General features: G+C 43.8%; 13 protein-coding genes. 9 read left to right on the forward strand and 4 right to left on the reverse strand.

Annotation, left to right across the window (positions count from 1 at the left end):
- Positions 1-136 precede the first annotated feature (136 nt).
- The 3 genes from ABIB50_RS07865 (at position 137) to ABIB50_RS07875 (ending at position 5125) form a co-directional block, all read left to right on the forward strand.
- Entirely contained in the window at positions 137-2317 is a 2181-nt protein-coding gene (locus ABIB50_RS07865; protein ID WP_429378702.1) for a carboxy terminal-processing peptidase, read from the forward strand.
- 88 nt (positions 2318-2405) lie between these two features.
- Entirely contained in the window at positions 2406-3509 is a 1104-nt protein-coding gene (locus tag ABIB50_RS07870) for a ligase-associated DNA damage response exonuclease (protein WP_429378704.1), read from the forward strand.
- On the forward strand, positions 3506-5125 hold the full coding sequence (locus tag ABIB50_RS07875) for an ATP-dependent DNA ligase (protein ID WP_429378706.1): 1620 nt from the start codon (positions 3506-3508) through the stop codon (positions 5123-5125). The genes ABIB50_RS07870 and ABIB50_RS07875 overlap by 4 nt, the downstream gene beginning before the upstream one ends.
- Before the next feature lies 1 nt (position 5126).
- Here ABIB50_RS07875 and ABIB50_RS07880 read toward each other — a convergent pair whose 3' ends face one another.
- Positions 5127-6113, reverse strand: coding sequence for a Kelch repeat-containing protein (locus ABIB50_RS07880; RefSeq protein WP_429378708.1), 987 nt, complete (start codon positions 6111-6113; stop codon positions 5127-5129).
- Positions 6114-6211: 98 nt separating this feature from the next.
- Here ABIB50_RS07880 and ABIB50_RS07885 point away from each other — a divergent pair, with 98 nt between their 5' ends.
- Positions 6212-6751 (forward strand): hypothetical protein, encoded by a 540-nt coding sequence (locus ABIB50_RS07885; RefSeq protein ID WP_429378710.1) that lies wholly within the window; start codon positions 6212-6214, stop codon positions 6749-6751.
- 1 nt (position 6752) lies between these two features.
- On the opposite strand, the gene rsgA is transcribed toward ABIB50_RS07885, so the two are convergent.
- Entirely contained in the window at positions 6753-7673 is a 921-nt protein-coding gene (rsgA, locus tag ABIB50_RS07890; RefSeq protein WP_429378712.1) for a ribosome small subunit-dependent GTPase A, read from the reverse strand.
- Between the two features lie 253 nt (positions 7674-7926).
- On the opposite strand from rsgA, the gene thrA reads away from it, so the two are divergent.
- The 3 genes from thrA (at position 7927) to thrC (ending at position 13003) form a co-directional block, all read left to right on the forward strand.
- Positions 7927-10380, forward strand: a complete 2454-nt coding sequence (gene thrA, locus ABIB50_RS07895) for a bifunctional aspartate kinase/homoserine dehydrogenase I (protein WP_429378713.1) — start codon at positions 7927-7929, stop codon at positions 10378-10380.
- A 45-nt stretch (positions 10381-10425) separates the two neighbouring features.
- Positions 10426-11439, forward strand: coding sequence for a homoserine kinase (locus ABIB50_RS07900; RefSeq protein WP_429378714.1), 1014 nt, complete (start codon positions 10426-10428; stop codon positions 11437-11439).
- A 253-nt stretch (positions 11440-11692) separates the two neighbouring features.
- Positions 11693-13003 carry a threonine synthase gene (gene thrC, locus ABIB50_RS07905; protein WP_429378716.1) on the forward strand — a complete coding sequence of 437 codons (1311 nt, stop codon included), beginning with the start codon at positions 11693-11695 and terminating at the stop codon, positions 13001-13003.
- A 312-nt stretch (positions 13004-13315) separates the two neighbouring features.
- Here thrC and ABIB50_RS07910 read toward each other — a convergent pair whose 3' ends face one another.
- Together ABIB50_RS07910 and ABIB50_RS07915 are read right to left on the reverse strand one after the other, a co-directional pair.
- Complete coding sequence (locus tag ABIB50_RS07910) at positions 13316-13567, reverse strand: GIY-YIG nuclease family protein (RefSeq protein ID WP_429378717.1); 252 nt, start codon at positions 13565-13567, stop codon at positions 13316-13318.
- A gap of 83 nt (positions 13568-13650) precedes the next feature.
- Complete coding sequence (locus ABIB50_RS07915) at positions 13651-15297, reverse strand: M28 family metallopeptidase (protein WP_429378719.1); 1647 nt, start codon at positions 15295-15297, stop codon at positions 13651-13653.
- Positions 15298-15369: 72 nt separating this feature from the next.
- Here ABIB50_RS07915 and ABIB50_RS07920 point away from each other — a divergent pair, with 72 nt between their 5' ends.
- A complete protein-coding gene (locus ABIB50_RS07920) occupies positions 15370-15753 on the forward strand; it encodes a hypothetical protein (RefSeq protein WP_429378720.1) in 384 nt (127 codons plus the stop codon).
- Positions 15754-16417: 664 nt separating this feature from the next.
- Positions 16418-18265, forward strand: a complete 1848-nt coding sequence (locus ABIB50_RS07925) for a hypothetical protein (protein ID WP_429378722.1) — start codon at positions 16418-16420, stop codon at positions 18263-18265.
- Positions 18266-18545: the final 280 nt, after the last annotated feature.

The raw sequence follows: 18545 nt of genomic DNA on the forward strand, positions 1-18545 counted from the left end.
CAATTTCGTAAAATACTTAACGCAATAGCAAAACAGTAAAACATTATTGTAATATTGTTACTTGTTATTAGTCTTACTATATAGGAGGTGGTTTACTGTCTCTTATTTTACAAATAAAAAACAGGCACAAGTATTGATGTACCCAATAAGAACACCCGAATTAACGTTAGTAAAAGATATGTTTAAAAGATTTTATTTTGTGCTGGCCATTAGCGCCGCACTGGCCTGTAAAGCAGCACCCGCCCGACCTGTTACTGTACCGGGTTCAAATAACCTGGAGCCATCCGAGCAACAAAGTATGATTTGCAAAACGGTAGCCAAGTTTATATCGCAATACAACTATAAAAAGGTTGAGTTAAATGATTCCTTATCGGCAGTGATATATGATCGTTATATAAAAAGCCTGGACGAAGGACATAACTACCTTATCGCATCGGATATAAAGGATTTCGATAAATACAAAAATTCGCTTACTGACGATATTAAAAATGGCAATTTAAATGACATTTATTACATCTTCAATGTATTCCAAAAAAGATATACCGAGCGTATTAAATACTCTATTGCGCAATTAGATAAGACTTTTGATTTTACGCAAAAAGAATCATTCACTTATGACCGGGCCGACCTGCCATGGGTAGCGACAGAGGCTGACATGAACGCCGAGTGGACCAAACGCGTAAAATATGATATGCTTAATTTAACCTTAGCCAGTACAGATATGGCTAAGAATAAAGAGAAGTTAAAAAAACGTTACGAGGATTTGCTGGTACAAAACAACAAATTAAACTCAAACGATGTGTTCCAGATCTTTATGGACGATTTCACCAATGCAATTGATCCGCACACTAATTATTTCGACCCATTCCATGCAGCACAGTTTAACATGGAGATGTCAAGATCATTACAAGGCATTGGCGCTACATTAGAAACTAAAAACGAATACATAAGCATTCAATCGCTTGTAGCAGGGGGCCCTGCCGATAAAAGCCACCAGATAAATGTTGGAGACCGGATATTGGCCGTTGCACAAGGCAAAGACGGCGAGTTCCAGGATATAATAGGCTGGCGCATTGATAATGCTATTAAACTGATCCGTGGCACTAAAGGCACGTTGGTTAAGCTAAAAATTCTTCCGCAAGGTAAAACAGCGGCCGATCAGCCTAAAATTGTAGAGATCATTCGTGAGAAGATTGTTTTGAAGGACCAGTTGGTTAAGCAGGAAATTAAAACTTATAACAACAACGGCAAAACTTATAAAATAGGGGTAATTAACGTACCCGCTTTTTATGCTGATTTTGCTGCACACCGCGCCGGCGATCCTAACTACCAGAGCACTACCCGCGATATGCGTTTAGTTATTGACACGCTTAAACGTGCCGGCGTAGACGGTATTGTTGTTGATCTGCGCCAAAATGGCGGCGGTGCGTTAGATGAGGCTATATCACTTACCGGTTTATTTATTAAAACCGGCCCGGTAGTACAAGTTAGAGATACCCGTAATGAAATTGATGCACAGAAAGACGAAGATCCATCTATAGCTTATAGCGGCCCAATGGCGGTGTTGATTGACCGTTTCAGCGCGTCGGCCTCCGAGATTTTTGCCGGTGCTATCCAGGATTATGGCCGTGGCTTAATAATAGGCACACAATCATACGGTAAAGGTACTGTACAAAATCAAGTCGACCTGGATAAGATCATCACCCCATCTGTTGCCGAGCAATTAGGTTTAACAAAATCTAAAACAGTATCAACCGGTAGCGAAAACATGTTTGGGCAGTTAAATTTAACTATTGCTAAGTTTTACCGCATCAGTGGTAATTCAACGCAACATAAAGGTGTTATTCCTGATATCTCGTTCCCATCTTTGATCCCATTAGATAAATATGGTGAGGATACTGAACCATCTGCCTTACCGTTTGACATTATCCCTAAAAGCGATTATGTTAAAGTTGGCGATTTTAGCGGTGTTATACCCCAGCTAACTAAAATGCACGATCAGCGTGTAAGCACCAACACAGGTTATAAAGCGCTGGTACAATCAGTTGAAGATTTCAAAAAAGCCGAGAAAGAAAAAACAGTAAGCCTTAACCAGGAGCAGCTAAAAAAACAACGCGCCGAGGATGAGCAAAAAACGCTCGATCGTGATAACAGTGTTCGCATTTCATTAGGCTTAAAACCTTTAAAGAAAGGCGACCCAAAACCTAAGAAAGAAGATCTTGACCCGCTGAAATTAGAGGCAGGCCAGATATTGATAGATTATATTAACCTGGATAATAAAGTAACCCGTGTTGGTGTTCCTGCTAAAAAATTCTAAGTTATCTTAATAACATAACGACAAAATCCTGGCCCTTGCCGGGATTTTGTCGTTTAAAACCAATTGGGTTTACAAGCGTTAAACTTATATGGCTAAGAAACCGTTGCTTGAGTTTACCGACAGGGGGATATACTGCGCTAAAGGCAAATTTTACATTGATCCCTGGAAACCGGTTGACGATGCCGTAATTACCCATGCCCATGCCGATCATGCCTATTTGGGCCATAAGCATTACCTGGCCCATCACCTGTCGAAAGAAGTATTGCTTTACCGTTTAGGCGAGATCCAATTACAAACTATTGAATATGGCGAAACCGTAATGAAAAATGGCGTGGCAATCTCGCTTTACCCTGCTGGGCATGTAATTGGTTCGGCACAGATAAGGGTAGAATACCAGGGCGAAGTTTGGGTAGTATCCGGCGATTATAAAACCGAGGACGATGGCATCTCTACTCCTTTCGAGCCGGTAAAATGCCATCATTTTATTTCTGAATGCACCTTCGGTATGCCCGTTTATCAATGGAAACCGCAGGTACAGATATTTGACGAGGTAAACAACTGGTGGCGCAATAATGCCAATAATGGGGTGGCTACGGTTATAGTGGGTTACTCGTTAGGTAAAGCGCAACGCATCCTTCAAAATTTAGACCTGTCCATAGGTAAAGTATACACGCATGGGGTAATTGACAATACTAACGAAGCGCTGCGACGTAATGGGGTAATTTTAAACCCGACCGAAAGAATAACGCTTGACACTCCGAAAGAAGAAGTACGTAAAGGCATAATTATCGCTCCGCCATCATCCGTAGGTACGCCGTGGATGCGCAAGTTCCAACCCTACAGTTTTGGGTATTGCTCGGGCTGGATGGCTATCCGCGGAGCGAAAAGAAGGCGCGCAGCCGACAGGGGGTTTATATTATCCGACCATGCCGATTGGGATGGCCTGGTAAGCGCCATTGACGCTACCGGTTGCGAAAAGGTATATCTTACTCATGGCTATACCGCCAGCTTTACCCGTTATTTAAATGAAATAGGTTTTGACGCGCACGAAGTGCATACTTTGTATGGTGATGATGAAGGAGCCCCCACCCAACCTCCCCCGGAAGCGGAGGAGCTTAGTGAGTACGGTGATATAAGAAAAAAAGTCTCCCCTACCGGGGGAGATTTAGAGGGGGCTGGTGTTGCCATATGAGAGCTTTTGCCCAACTCTTCCTGTCATTAGATGAAACCAATAAAACCAACGAAAAGGTTAAAGTATTAAAGGACTATTTTAACAGTGTGCCCGATACGGATAAAATGCATATGCTGGCACTGTTTACGGGCCGCAAGCCCAAACGTGTTATTAACGCTACACAAGTTAGAACCTGGGCCACCGCGATCACTAACATACCCATCTGGTTGTTTGAAGAAAGCTACCAGGTAGTTGGCGACCTTGCCGAAACGATGGCTCTGTTAATGCCACAAAATACCACCGGCACCAGCAGTAAAACTTTAACCGATTGGATAGGCGAACTAAACGAGCTGGCCGCCAAAACCGAAGAGGAGCGCAAGCTTTGGCTCATCGATTCATGGGCGATGCTGGATACGCAGGAACGTTTCGTTTTTAACAAGCTGTTAACCGGCAGCTTCCGTGTGGGGGTATCGCAAAGTTTGGTTATTAAAGCATTGGCTGATATTACCAAACTTGACGCAGCTACGCTGACGCATAGGATAATGGGCAACTGGATGCCCCAGACTTATACCTATGAGCAACTGGTACAGGAACAAGGCGCGTCGGACGATATATCGCGCCCATATCCTTTCTTTTTAGCCTACCCTATACAAGAGACCTCGGAAAAACAAAAATCGGCAGGCGACCTAAAAAACGCTCTGGGCGACGCCAGCGAATGGCAGGCCGAATGGAAATGGGATGGCATTCGTGCGCAACTAATAAAGCGGGATGGCAAGATCTTTATCTGGAGTCGTGGCGAGGATTTGGCTACAGAGAAGTTCCCTGAACTACACCCGTTTTTGAATGCATTGCCGGACGGAACGGCGCTGGATGGCGAAATACTCAGTTTTCAAAATGGGATGCCGATGTCTTTTAATGTTTTACAAACCCGCATCGGCCGTAAAAATCTCAGCAAAAAAATATTGGAAGAAAGCCCGGTTGCCCTGATAGCTTATGATTGCCTGGAATATGCCGGTGAAGATATCCGTACCAAAACACAAAGCGAGCGACGGGAAATCTTAGAAAAATTACAAGGCAGCACTGAGTTTCCGGAGTTATTCAGGATATCGGCCTTAATAAAATTTGATAGCTGGGACGAATTGGCAACGGTGCGCGAACAATCAAGAGCAATGATTGCCGAGGGTATTATGCTTAAACGCAAAAGCGCCACCTACCAGGTGGGCCGCAAGCGTGGCGACTGGTGGAAATGGAAAATAGATCCCTTATCGGTAGACGCGGTAATGATCTACGCCCAAAAGGGTCATGGCCGCCGCGCCGACCTATATACCGATTACACTTTTGCCGTTTGGGATGGTGATAAACTGGTGCCCTTTGCCAAAGCCTACTCGGGCCTTACCGATGCGGAGATAAATAAGGTTGATTATTTTGTAAAACGCAACACACTCGAAAAATTTGGCCCGGTACGCACCGTAAAACCCGAGCTGGTTTTTGAAATAGGATTTGAAGGGATCAACCGATCTACAAGGCATAAATCCGGCATTGCATTAAGGTTTCCGCGGATACTAAGATGGCGGCATGATAAACCAAAAGAAGAGGCTGATACGCTGGATAATTTAAGGGATTTGTTGGGGGATTAATTTATTTCCACGCAAAAACCTCTAACCCAATATCCTTATCCGCCCCGCCTGCAATATATATTTTATGATCTAACGCCGTACCGCCAACACCATTGCGGGCTTTGTTAAGGCTTGGGGCAACTCTCCATTCCTTGTCCACTTCAGGGTCCATGTAAAATACATCAGTTTGCGGGCCGTTTGGTTTGGTTGCTGTAGCGCGTTCGCCGCCTATATAAAATATCTTGTTATCCAGATTTACGCAACTGCCTCCGCCTGTGCCCATAGGCAGCTTTGCAGTAAGCGTACTCCACTTACCTGTTTTAAAATCATAGCAATCTACCTCCAACACTACCTTATCAAAAAACGACATGAAATTATTAGCATCGTGCAAGCTGGTATTGCGCCCGCCTATGGCATATAGTTTATCCTTAACCACTACTGCCATACTATGATCGCGGATATGCGGCGCATCCGGTAAAGCAGCCCAGGTATTTGTTGCCGGGTCGTACACATCAAACAGTCCGTTAGTGCCATTATTGTGCCCGTGTAATATGCCGCATACCAGGTAAAGCTTGCCTTTATGGGTTGCCGCACCTGCCCCGCCACGCCTGCGATCTTCGGGCAATCCGGCTAATTGGTTCCATACGTCGGCTTGGGTATCGTATGCATAAGCGTTAGCTAAGGGTATTTGATTAGGATAATTCCGGTCAGAAAAAGCATCCAGCACATAAAGCTTATCGCCCATAGCCACCGGCTGAAAGTGGTGCATGATGGATGGCGCGGTTGCACCTTTGCTCCAGCTTGACGTTGCAGGGTCATAAATCTGAATGGGCATTGCAGGCGCGTCGCCACCCACTAAATATAGCTTGCTGTTTACTGCTACAAACCCGCATTCGTTACGCGATGGCGGGGCGTAGGTTGATTGTACCAGTGTCCACACACCCTCAGCTTTATAAAATGATAACATTGTTAAAACCAACACGGGCAATAAGAAGATCCACTTTTTCATATTGATAGAATTTACTTTAAATGTAACCTCTTATAAACATCATGGTTTTAAATTACATAAATTAAAGTATATGGGCTAAAAACTATTAAATTGGCTACATGAAAACCTTCAAACCAACATCACTAATTCCTTTAATTGTTTTACTGATTTTTACGGGCTGTAAAAGTTCGGCAATTATATCAAAGAGTAAAAAATCAGCAAATTTAAGCGTGCACTTAGGAGCTCGCAGAGGAGCTATCTTTACTGAAAAATACAGCATTTCAAAGATAAATGCATCAGGCTTTAACCCTTCAAAAAGATTTACCCCTACGCGAAAGGAGATCGATAAAATAGATCGAATACTTTATGCTCAGGTTATTGGTTATGGCAAATCAAAGGGTAATGTTTACAAACCGTCGCCTGTTCTTGATAGAAATTCACATACCTTAAGAAATTATTTTTCTCAGTATGTGGGCTATATAACTCCTGACGGAGAGAAAGTGATACATACCAATTTCGTTTGGAATGAAAATAAACTAATAGGTGTAGACAACGATTACGTGGCTGAAGCCGATACTGAAAATCTTAATTGGCAGGTGGATATTAATTTGACTACCCAAAAAGTTATCGACGTAAGAATTAACAACTTAAACAGATAAGTTACGCCCTTGTATCATTCCCATTATAAATGCTCAAATAGCTTTCATAACGGGATAGTTCGATCTCGCCTTCTTCTAACGCGGCAAGCACGGCGCAGCCGGGTTCGTTGATATGGCGGCAATTGTTAAAGCGGCAATTGTGCATACGCGAGCTCATCTCCGGGAAGTAGCGGCCAAGCTCTTGTTTTTCAATATCTATCACACCTAACTCGCGGATACCAGGGGTGTCAATAATAAATCCGCCTTGCGGCAGCTCAAACATTTCGGCAAAGGTGGTGGTGTGGGTTCCTTTATCGCTCCATTCAGATACCTCGCTGGTGCGCAGTTCCAGATCAGGCAGCAGGGCATTGATCAGGCTTGATTTACCTACACCAGAATGGCCCGAGAATAGTGTTACTTTATCTTTTAGCAGGTCCTGTACCTGGCTCATGTTTGTACCTTCAAGTGCGGATACCTCGTAGCATGGGTAGCCAATGTTTTCGTAAACCGATTTATAATCAGCCAATATTTCCAGTCCCTCGTCGCTAAAAAGGTCAAGCTTATTATAGACTAATTTTGCGGGGATATCATAAGCCTCAGCAGTAACCAAAAAACGATCTATAAACCCCAAAGAGGTCCTCGGCGAAGCCAAAGTAACTACCAATAGCGCCTGGTCTAAATTAGCGGCAATGATCTGCCCTTGTTTTGATAGATTGATGGATTTACGAATGATATAGTTTTTACGCTGATGCAGGTTGGTGATAACCCCGGTTTGCTGTTCGGGTTCCAGATCAAAGTCAACAATATCACCAACAGCAAGCGGATTGGTGGTCGTAATCCCTTTAATCCGGAATATGCCTTTTATACGGCAATCGTATCTTTTCTTATCAGGCGTTTGCACCTGGTACCAGCTTCCGGTTGATTTTGTTATTAGTCCCTGCATTAGTTGCAGTAAAATTAGGCCTTTTTACCTTCAAAGCCACTTTTTTTATTTTATCCTTGCTTATTAAAAAAATATCTACTTACTTTACAGACATTATATGAAACTGTTAAACACAACATCAACAACGATTACAACCACCGGCAAAAGCCACGGAGGAAGCTAATCGTATGGTGTAAAACATAAAAATACAAACCACATGAGCGCCTTCCTCCACACAGAGGAAGGCGCTTCTGTTTTAAATAAGCTAATAACGATGAAAATTCTAAAATTTGGCGGAACATCCGTAGGTTCGGTCGAAAGTATTCAAACCCTGTTACACATCCTTAAGGGTGAGGTTAAACAACCCGCCCGTGATAAACCGGTAGTAGTATTATCAGCCATGAGCGGCGTAACCAACCTGCTTATCAACATGGCGGAGGAAGCAGCCAAAGGCAACGATTTTGCTGCGCAACTGTCCGATCTTGAAAAACGCCATTTCGACGTAGTAAAAGGCCTCTTAGAGATCCGCGATCAAAACCCGGCACTAACCCGTTTAAAGATCAACTTTAATCAACTGGAAGAATTGCTGCAAGGCATTTTAACGCTGCGCGAGTTAACCCCTAAAACCCGTGACCTGGTTGTAAGTTATGGCGAACGTTGCTCGACCCTAATGATCAGTAAGATAGCCGCACAATATTTCCCGGCTGTTTTTGTTGATGCCTCTGAAGTGATAAAAACTGACAGCTCTTTTGGGCAAGCCAAAGTAAATACCGAACTATCAGAACAATTAATTCGCGGATTGTATAGCGAGAATAAAGATAAAACCTTGTTTGTTACCGGCTTCATAGCCAGCAATGATGAGGGCCAGATAACTACCCTTGGCCGGGGCGGCAGCGATTATACAGCCGCAATATTCGGCGCAGCGCTAAATGCATCCGAGATCCAGATCTGGACCGATGTTAACGGCATGATGACCGCCGACCCGCGAATGGTAAAAAAAGCCTTCTCCTTAACCGAGCTGACTTATACCGAGGCGATGGAACTTTCTTACTTCGGCGCTAAGGTTATCTATCCGCCAACAATGATTCCGGCGTTTTTGAAGAAGATCCCTATCGTTATTAAAAACACTTTTGAGCCCGAGTTTGAAGGCACTATTATACAGCATGTTTGTAAACCGTCAAACCTGCCTATAAAAGGCATCTCTACTATCAATAACATCAGCATATTAAATGTTGAGGGTAGCGGCATGGTGGGTAAATCCGGCTTTAGCGGCAGGCTGTTTTCACTACTGGCGCGCGAGCAGATCAACGTAATATTGATCACCCAGTCATCATCAGAGCATAGTATAACCTTCGCCGTATCGCCCGGCGACACCGAGCGTGCCCGCCAGGTTATTGAGCAGGAGTTCGAATTGGAGCTTTTAGCCAAAAAATTGGAGCATGTGGAGATAGAAAAAAATCTGGCCATATTAGCCGTTGTGGGTGAGAATATGAAGGAAACTCCCGGAGTGTCGGGCAAGTTATTCCACTCGCTGGGCCGTAATGGTGTTAACGTTAGGGCCATCGCGCAAGGATCGTCAGAGTATAATATATCTGTTATTGTATCAGCAACCGACCTGGCAAAAGCCTTAAACGCGGTGCACGATGCCTTTTTTGTGCAGCTAACCAAAACCCTGCACGCTTTCTGTTTAGGTACCGGCAATATTGGTAAAACTTTATTCAGGCAGCTAAACGCGCATACTGCGTTCTTACAGGACAACAATGGCATACAAGTTAAAATAGTTGGTATAAGCAATACCCGCAAAATGGTTTTTAATGAGGATGGGGTCTCATTAGATAATTGGGAAGAGACACTTGATCAATCAAACGAGCAGGCCGACCTGGCAACGTTCATCGCCAAAATGAAAGCCCTGAACCTGCCCAACTGCGTGTTTATTGATAACACCGCCAGCCCGGTACCAATCCAGTTTTATGACGAGGTATTAAAGTCGACTATATCTATTGTTACTTGCAATAAAATTGGCAACTCGGGCAGCTACCAGCAGTATAAAACTTTTAGGGACAGCGCCCGGCAGCACGGTGTAGATTTTTTTTACGAAACCAATGTGGGTGCCGGCCTTCCTATCATCCGTACTTTAAAAGACCTGATGAACAGCGGCGACAGGGTGCAAAAGATAGAAGCTATCTTATCTGGCACGATATCTTTCCTGTTTAACAATTTTAAAGGCGATGCTAACTTCCACGATACTGTAAAACTGGCGCAGGACAAAGGCTATACCGAACCCGACCCACGCGACGACCTGCGCGGTACCGACTTTATGCGTAAAATGCTGATACTGGCCCGCGATGCCGGCTATGCTTTAGAAACCGCTGATGTATCGATACAAAGCATGTTACCACAAGCCAGTTTGGATGCTGCAAGCGTTGACGATTTTTATCAAACATTAAAAGATGAGGATGCTTTCTTCGCCGACATTAAGAATCGCGCGGAAGCGGAAAATAAAGTATTGCGCTACATAGGCAAGCTGGAAGACGGTAAAGCGTCCATCACTTTGGAGATGGTTGATGAGAACCACCCCTTCTATATGCTATCGGGCAGTGATAACATTATATCGTTCACTACTGACAGATATAAAGAACGCCCGCTTGTAGTAAAGGGCCCCGGCGCAGGCGCCGAGGTTACCGCCGCAGGTGTATTTGCTGATTTGATTAATGTGGGAAGTAACTAAAGCCCCCCACCCCTCTAAAGCGGGGAACTATAATTCGAAAATAAAATGGAAGAAAATAAATTACAATCAATACAAGCCGCTACCACATCAGCCCCCCCTTTAGGGGGCGGGGGGGGCGTCGCCTCTGGCTCGTCGATTAAGGTTTTTGCCCCGGCAACCGTCGCCAATGTAGTATGCGGATTTGACGTACTTGGTTTCGCGGTTAATGCGCCGGGCGACGAGGTGATTATGCGCGTTACCGATAAACCGGGCATCACTATCAGCAAAATTACCGGTGATGACGGTCGCCTGCCTATGGACCCGGCTAAGAATACGGTGAGCGTAAGTGTCAAGCACTACCTGGAAAGCATTGGCCGTACCGACTTAGGTTTGGATATCGAACTACATAAAAAAATGCCCATAGGCAGCGGCTTGGGCTCAAGCTCGGCCAGTACGGTGGCCGGGTTATTTGCTGCCAAGACTTTGTTAGGCGATACCAGCGACCCGATCCACCAGTTACCTTTTGCCATGAAAGGCGAGGAAATGGCCTGCGGGCATGGGCATGCGGATAACGTTGCGCCTGCCTTGTTTGGCGGTTTTGTATTGATCCGCAGTTATGAGCCGTTGGACGTGGTGCGTTTACCGCACCCTAAAGGTTTGTATTGCGCTATTGTGTTCCCGGATGTTGATGTGCCTACCCGCGAGGCGCGGCAGATCATCCGTAACAAAATAAACATGAAGGATGCCGTGACCCAATGGGGCAATATTGCGGGGCTGGTAAGCGGTTTGTTTATGAATGATATCGACCTGATTGGCCGCAGCATGCAGGATGTATTGGTTGAACCGGTACGTTCTATGTTGATACCCGACTTTTACAAAATGCGCGAAATGGCAATGGAGCTGGGTGCAGTTAGCTTTGGTATCTCCGGGTCAGGCCCGTCTGTATTTGCGTTTACCCGCGATGAGGCAACGGCGCATGCCATCACTCAGAAATTACAGGCTCATTTAACAGGAATTAAGATAGGATCACAAGGGTATGTATCGCCGATAAATGATGCGGGACCCAAGGTGATAGGCTAGTTTGTTTTGTTTCACGAAATTGCGAAGCAAATGAAACAGGTGAAACAAGATTTCGACTTAACAAATTGAAAGTAAGAACATTATAAAAAATAGGTGAAACAAAATGAAACAACTTATCAGTCATCGTTTTTAAGTTCGGTTTTATTATTAAATACTGATAATCAAATAAATACAAAAAAGGTTAAATGAGCGGGGTGAAACACCTATTTTGAAACAAGATGAAACAAAATTAACATCCCTAAATCCGACTAAAATGAAATTCTACAGTACCAACAATACCGCATCGCGGGTAAGTTTTAAAGACGCTGTTTTTAACAGTATGCCCCAGGATAAGGGCCTTTATTTGCCACTTAGTACCCCTATATTACCGGATAAGTTTATCAATAACCTGGATAGCTATACCCTGCCCGAAATCGCTTTTCATGTTGCGCAAAATTTATTGGGTGATGACATTCCCGCCGATGATCTGAAAGCGATAATTGATGATGCCATCAACTTTTACGCGCCGATAGTACAATTGGAAGACGATGTTTACGTGCTGGAGCTTTTTCACGGACCATCATTAGCGTTTAAGGATTTCGGCGCCCGCTTTATGAGCCGGGTAATGAGCTATTTTTTAGAGGAAGGCGAAAAACAGCTTGACGTTTTGGTAGCCACATCGGGCGATACCGGCGGCGCGGTAGCTTTGGGCTTTTTGGGCGTACCAAACACGCGGGTTACTATTCTTTATCCCAAAGGGAAGGTGAGCGAGATCCAGGAACTGCAATTAACCACCAACGGGCAAAACATCCGCGCGCTGGAAATTGACGGCACATTTGATGATTGCCAGGCGCTGGTTAAACAGGCATTTACTGATGCCGAGCTAAATGCCAAATACCGTTTAACATCAGCCAACTCTATCAACATCGCAAGGTTAATACCGCAGACTTTCTATTATTTTAATGCTTATGCGCAGGCTTTAAAGCAAGGCAAAAGCAAGATCGTATTCTCGGTGCCCAGCGGTAATTTTGGTAATATTGGCGCGGGTTTGCTGGCCTGGAAAATGGGCCTGCCGGTGCAGCAGTTTATAGCGGCTACTAATGCCAATGACGCTGTTCCGCAGTTTTTAAAGAGTGGGGTATATCAGCCCAAGCCTTCGGTTGCAACCTTATCAAACGCTATGGATGTAGGCAACCCAAGCAACTGGGTACGTATTGCCGATATGTTTAAAGACGATATGAGCGAGCTTAACAAACTTGTAACCGGCTATAGCTTTAACGATGAGGAAACCTTAGCTGCCATTAATGCAATTTACGATCACGATAAATATGTGGCGTGCCCACACACCGCTATTGCCTGGCAGGCATTGAAGGATTATCAGCAGGACGTACCTATTGACGGCACCGCCGGAATTTTCCTGTCAACCGCGCACCCATGCAAGTTCCCGGATGTTTTCCCGGCGCATATTGCTGCTAAAGTTGATGTACCAACGCAGGTGCAAGAGTTGCAGTTGCGTGATAAGCAGTCAATTGCATTGGGTAAAGATTTTGAGGGATTTAAAGATTATTTATTAAAGAATGCTTAAACAAAACCTATTTGTCATGCTGAGGAACGAAGCATCTGCCCGGCGGCGATTGCAAAGTTCACAGATTCTTCGCTATCGCTCTGAATGACAAAAGAATTGAAAAGCAAAAGCTACCCTTTGTCATGCTGAGGAACGAAGCATCTGCCGAGCGGCGATTGCAAAGTTCACAGATTCTTCGCTATCGCTCTGAATGACAAAAAGAATTGAAAAGCAAAAGCTACCCTTTGTCATGCTGAGGAACGAAGCATCTGCCGAGCGGCGATTGCAAAGTTCGCAGATTCTTCGCGATGCTCAGAATGACAAAACTCTTTTTTAAGGATTATTATCAGGGATAGGCGGCCATTCCATCACTTCGTTGTTTAAGAAAATCCAATTAGGGTTATCTATCTCTATCAAAGTATTTTTCTTAGCCCTTGTCCAACCTTTAATTTCTTTCTCCCTTCTTATTGCGTGATTGATATATTGATATCGTTCAAACCAAACAAGGTAAAAACACTTATACTTACCTGTAAAACTGCCTTTTTGATCTGTACCAAAATAATGTTCATAAAGCCGGCGTTCCAAATCATTGGTAACGCCGGTATATAAATCTTCCTTTCATAATTGGTCAATATATAGGTGTAGAAATTATATTGACGCATTACTTCTTACTTCCTCAACTTCTTAAACTCCGATCCGTCTTTCCATTGCGGGAAGGTGCTTTCAAAAGCAAGGCGCTTACCTATCTGGAAAATCAGCTTCACATCCTCTAAGCCGCCCTCAAGTGTCCAACTTTTGTCGTATTCATCAGATGGCTGGTGATAGTGCTGGGCGGTGTACTCATCCTGTAGCTTCTTGCCGTATTCTTTGCCTTTAACGGCATCGTCCATACCACCGTCTACTGTGATAGACGGCACGCCTACCTTAGCAAAGCTAAAGTGGTCCGACCGGAAATACAGGCCCGCTTCCGGGTGTGCTTCGGGCGCAAGGTAGCGGCCGGTTTTCTTCAGTTCTGCTTTTAGATAGTCTTCAAGGTCTGATTGTCCCTCACCTGATATAGCCACATCCTTGGTCTTTCCGAAAGCCGTTATCCCATCAATGTTGATATTGGCTACGGTTTTATCCAACGGGTAAACCGGGTTCTCGCCATAATATTCAGAGCCTAACAAGCCCTGCTCCTCGGCTGTTACAGACAGGAAAACTACCGTTCTTTCGGGCGGGGTCTTCATGCTTTTAAAGGCTTTGGCAATTTCTAAAAGGGCCGCCGTACCGCTGGCATTATCCAATGCGCCGTTATAAATAGTGTCGCCTTTTTTATCCGGCGCGCCTACACCTAAGTGATCCCAGTGAGCGGTGAAGATGATGTACTCATCAGGGCGTTTGGTACCAGTTATCTTCGCAATAACATTATGCGATTTATTGAACACCACCTTAGTGTTCATGGTAGCCGATACCTTAAGGCCCATATCAAACCCTTTAAAACCTTTGGTATTCGCGGTATGCAGTACGCTGGTATCTTTGCCTGCAGCCTGTAATAATTTAACCGCGCTTGGGTGCGTTACCCAGCCCTGCATAGCCAGTTGATAATCATGGCTGGCGCTTTTATCCAGGTGCAGCTTAACGCCACCGTTTGAGGTTTGTACCACCTGGAACGGATAAGACGCCGCGGCTGTGCTATGAACTATCAAACAGGCTTTGGCACCCTGGCGGGCAGCCTCTTCGTATTTATAGGTCCAGCGGCCATAGTAGGTCATGGTTTTGCCTTTAAACATGGTGGTGTCGCCGGTTTCAAAACCGGGGTCGTTTACCATTACCATTACTACTTTGCCTTTTACATCCAGCCCGGCGTAGTCATTCCAGGCATACTCGGGCGCTACCACGCCAAAACCTGCAAACACCAGCTCATCATTAGCTAAGGTTTGTACGGTATCGGTGCGTTTGGTAAACACCACGTAGTCTTCAATATTTTTTAGTTCGAAACTGCCTTTGGGTCCCTGCACTTTTAGTGATGTTACAGCTTTAGGGCTAATCTCCACCATAGGCACATCCTGCAAATAGCTGCTGCCGTTGCCCGGCTCAAGGCCCAGGCCCTTATAGGTTTTTTGGAGATAGTCGATGGTCTTTACTTCACCATCGGTAAACGGGCGGCGGCCCTTATACTCGTCCGACCCCAGGGTGATGATGTGCTTAGCCAGGCTGTCCTTATTAAAGGTAGCCAGGCCGTCGTTCTCGTCGGGTTTTGAGGTTTGGTTACATGCCGATATAGCGATAGCCGCCGTACCCGCCAATAGCAAATGCTTGATAAACTTAGCCATAGTGAAATTTGATTTTAACGAATATAAGAATTTACCCAATGGCTTTATTAATTTTGGTGCTTAATTAGCGTTATGATAACAAAGGTTTCTTTCAGGCTTCTAACAGGTATATTTTTAGTTTTAGCAATGGCAGGCTGCACCAGCAGCAAGTTCGACCGTGAAAAATGGAGCTACGGCGACGGCCTGGATTACCCGCTGCGTAATGATATCGTGGCCGACCTGATGGACAACCACCATATCAAGGGCCTTACCTTTCGCCAGGTTATCGACTCGTTAGGCAGCCCGCAACGCCGCGACTCGCTGAAATTCACCTACCAGATCATTGACAATAGTTACAACTACGGTAAAAAGCAACCCGTGCATAAAAAGAACCTCATCGTTTATTTTAATAAAGACTCGGTAGCCGTAAAGTTTGAGATCTACGAACATACGGATAAGGAAAAGAAGAAAAAATAACGGTGCTCTGTTTCACGCGCGTGTGAAACAGATGAAACAAGTGAAACAAGATTTCGATCGTACGCATTGATTATCAGCCTATTGCAAAAATAGAGTGAAACAAAATGAAACAAGCTTTTTGAATTAACTATTTGATAATAAAGCGATTGTGAAAATAAAAAATGTTTAAACATGCGAAACAAAATCACTGACAAGTCAGTCAGCGTGTTTAAGCGTGAATTTAGTTTATCATTCTCAAAATCAAACAATTAAAAATCGAGCGTTTTTCGCCATTTTTGATGGATGGATCAGTAAAAGTGGATCACCTGCTTTGATTTTTCAGGGTATTGATGTGGGCGTTTCCCCTCTTTCATCGGGGTCGGGTCATCCGCTCATACTGCGCGAGGCCTTAAGCGCAAGGCCGGTATCCGCTACTGCCCCTAACGCAAATGGTGTAATCACGAGTACACCACGTTATGGCTTGCGCTGCATACTCGCATCAGATGTGGGATAGGTTGACGCTTTCCTGCTATTATTTACTGATGCATCACAAACGGGGCGCTTGCATAGCGAAGTATAATTCCGGCTATTTAAAATAAATGTTGCTAATGTTTTAATAGTTTAATATCTTGCCTAACAATACCGGTACCTAAACCGTATAAGTTAATAACTTTAACCTTATCGCATGACAAAAGAGTTCCCTCGCAAAAAAATATTGTTTAAACTTTCTGTCGTATTGCTAACCTGCTTGATGCTGTTTGTGATACATAGTTGTAAAAAGAATTTTACCGGTAACGGTGCCGAGACGCAAATTACCGACCCCGAAGTATCAGCAGCCAAAAGCTGGTATAACGAAGCTTATCCCGTTAATAAAATTGACAAATCGGGTTTGCAAACTAATAGCGTACAGGAAGTTGACGTGAGCCAAAAAATAAAACCCGACTGGCAACGGCCATCGCATTATAAAAGATTTAACAATGATGTGATTGAGATCCCGCTTGATCCCTCGGCTAAATTTAACGCGGTGCTAAAAAATACCGATTATAATAAGGAGCTTAACACGCCCGAACAAAGCCGCAGTTCATTTTTAATGCTAAAAAACAACGGGAAGTACGAAGCTTATATAATGACCATTATAGGCGATGCTGATTATTTAAAAGGCGATGTGTCTAAACTGGCTCGTAACACCTACAGTAAGCGCGATACTAATTTTAGCGGCCTGGTATTTTATTTTACACCAAAGGGACGTTACTTAAGCGGGTATCGTTATAAAAACGGGCACCAGCTAAAACCGCAGCAGGCCCAGTCGCCACAGGTGCAAAATGTAAAGCTGAAAACAAATAATAATCTTCACGTAGACTGTTATGATGTTATTAATACAATAACTACCAATGGCGTAATAACAGCTCAGTATGTGGCGTTTTCTTTTTGCACTGTAGCTTACAGTGACGAGACCCCGCCCCCCAGCAGTGGGGGAGGATCTTCAGGTGGTGGCGGCAGTACGCCTGTACCCCCGCAATGCCCGCCGGGCACAGTTGTAAATTCCATACATTTACAAGTTAATGGCAATGCGCCGCCGGGCGAGGAACCTATAGATCCCAATAATCCGGGATTTCCGCCGCCGACACCGTCGTCGCAGCAGTGTACAATAATTACGCAACCAACTGCGAAAGTGGACAGCCTGTCAGATGAAAATTTAGAAACTCTAATAGAATGTGATAGCTTACAACTGCTGCAACTTGCAGCCTATAATAACTTTGGAAACATGTATCAAAATGTTGCCAGCTTCCACCCAAGCCAGTCTGTAATGAATAGAATCAGTAGCTTGCAAACCATTTCTACTGAACTTCAATCAATAGACCCTTTTGTTCTTCAAAATTTAGATAACGCATTCGGCACTGTTGTGAACAGCGATTTTTTCCCTATCCAAATTACATCAATGCCAACAGGGATGAATATGGCGACGCTTACCGAATATTTCAGGCAAAATATAAATAATTTTACATCGGGTAAAGCTACTTTTAGTCCGTATGTTGGTTTTGGCGTAAATGAAACGCAGTTATTTAACCAATATGGCGCAGGGTCACTTGGTGCAGTTGTACACATTGATATGGCAGATGATGGTACAGTTATTGAATCCGACTATCAAAGTAATAATTATGGTACATATTTTAAATTTTCTACTATGACATCTCCATTTGATTTTAATCACCCCGTGTCAGGCAACAGAGAATTTGGCATATATCCGGACTCAAATAATCCAGGAACATATACCTTTTATACAATGGGGGTAGATCGCACTTCCGATTGGATGTTTGCTTTTGCGAATAACTTTAATGCGGTATTTAATGGAGCAGATCAACTTTGGACGGCTATGCAAACCAACATGATAAATTATATCAATACCCACGGGGGGCAGGCCAGTTTCTATAATAAAAAAAATTATGTTGCACGGCCTAATTATAATTTGGTAAGGGATTATTTGAATAAGAAAATGACATTAGCACAATTGAAAAGTTTAATAGGATGTTAACCAAAAGAACATATAAAATAATTATAGGAGTACTATTATCAAATTTGATATTAATAATATTAAGCGGTTTTTCTTTGTTTTATATGCAGCCCTTTTTTATAGAAAAATTATATTGGGAAAGTTTAATATCAACCTTTTTTATAACAGCGTTATTTATTATAATAACTACTTTGCTTTTTATACTTTTTTATCACGTTTATTTAAAAAACAAAACTAAAAACTTGTTTTTTTGGGGATTAAGTTGTGTGTTAATTAACACTATTCTCTTACTATTTTCAAT

Origin of the sequence: Mucilaginibacter sp. UYCu711 (assembly GCF_050433825.1) — a bacterium.
In the GTDB taxonomy this organism is placed as follows: domain Bacteria; phylum Bacteroidota; class Bacteroidia; order Sphingobacteriales; family Sphingobacteriaceae; genus Mucilaginibacter.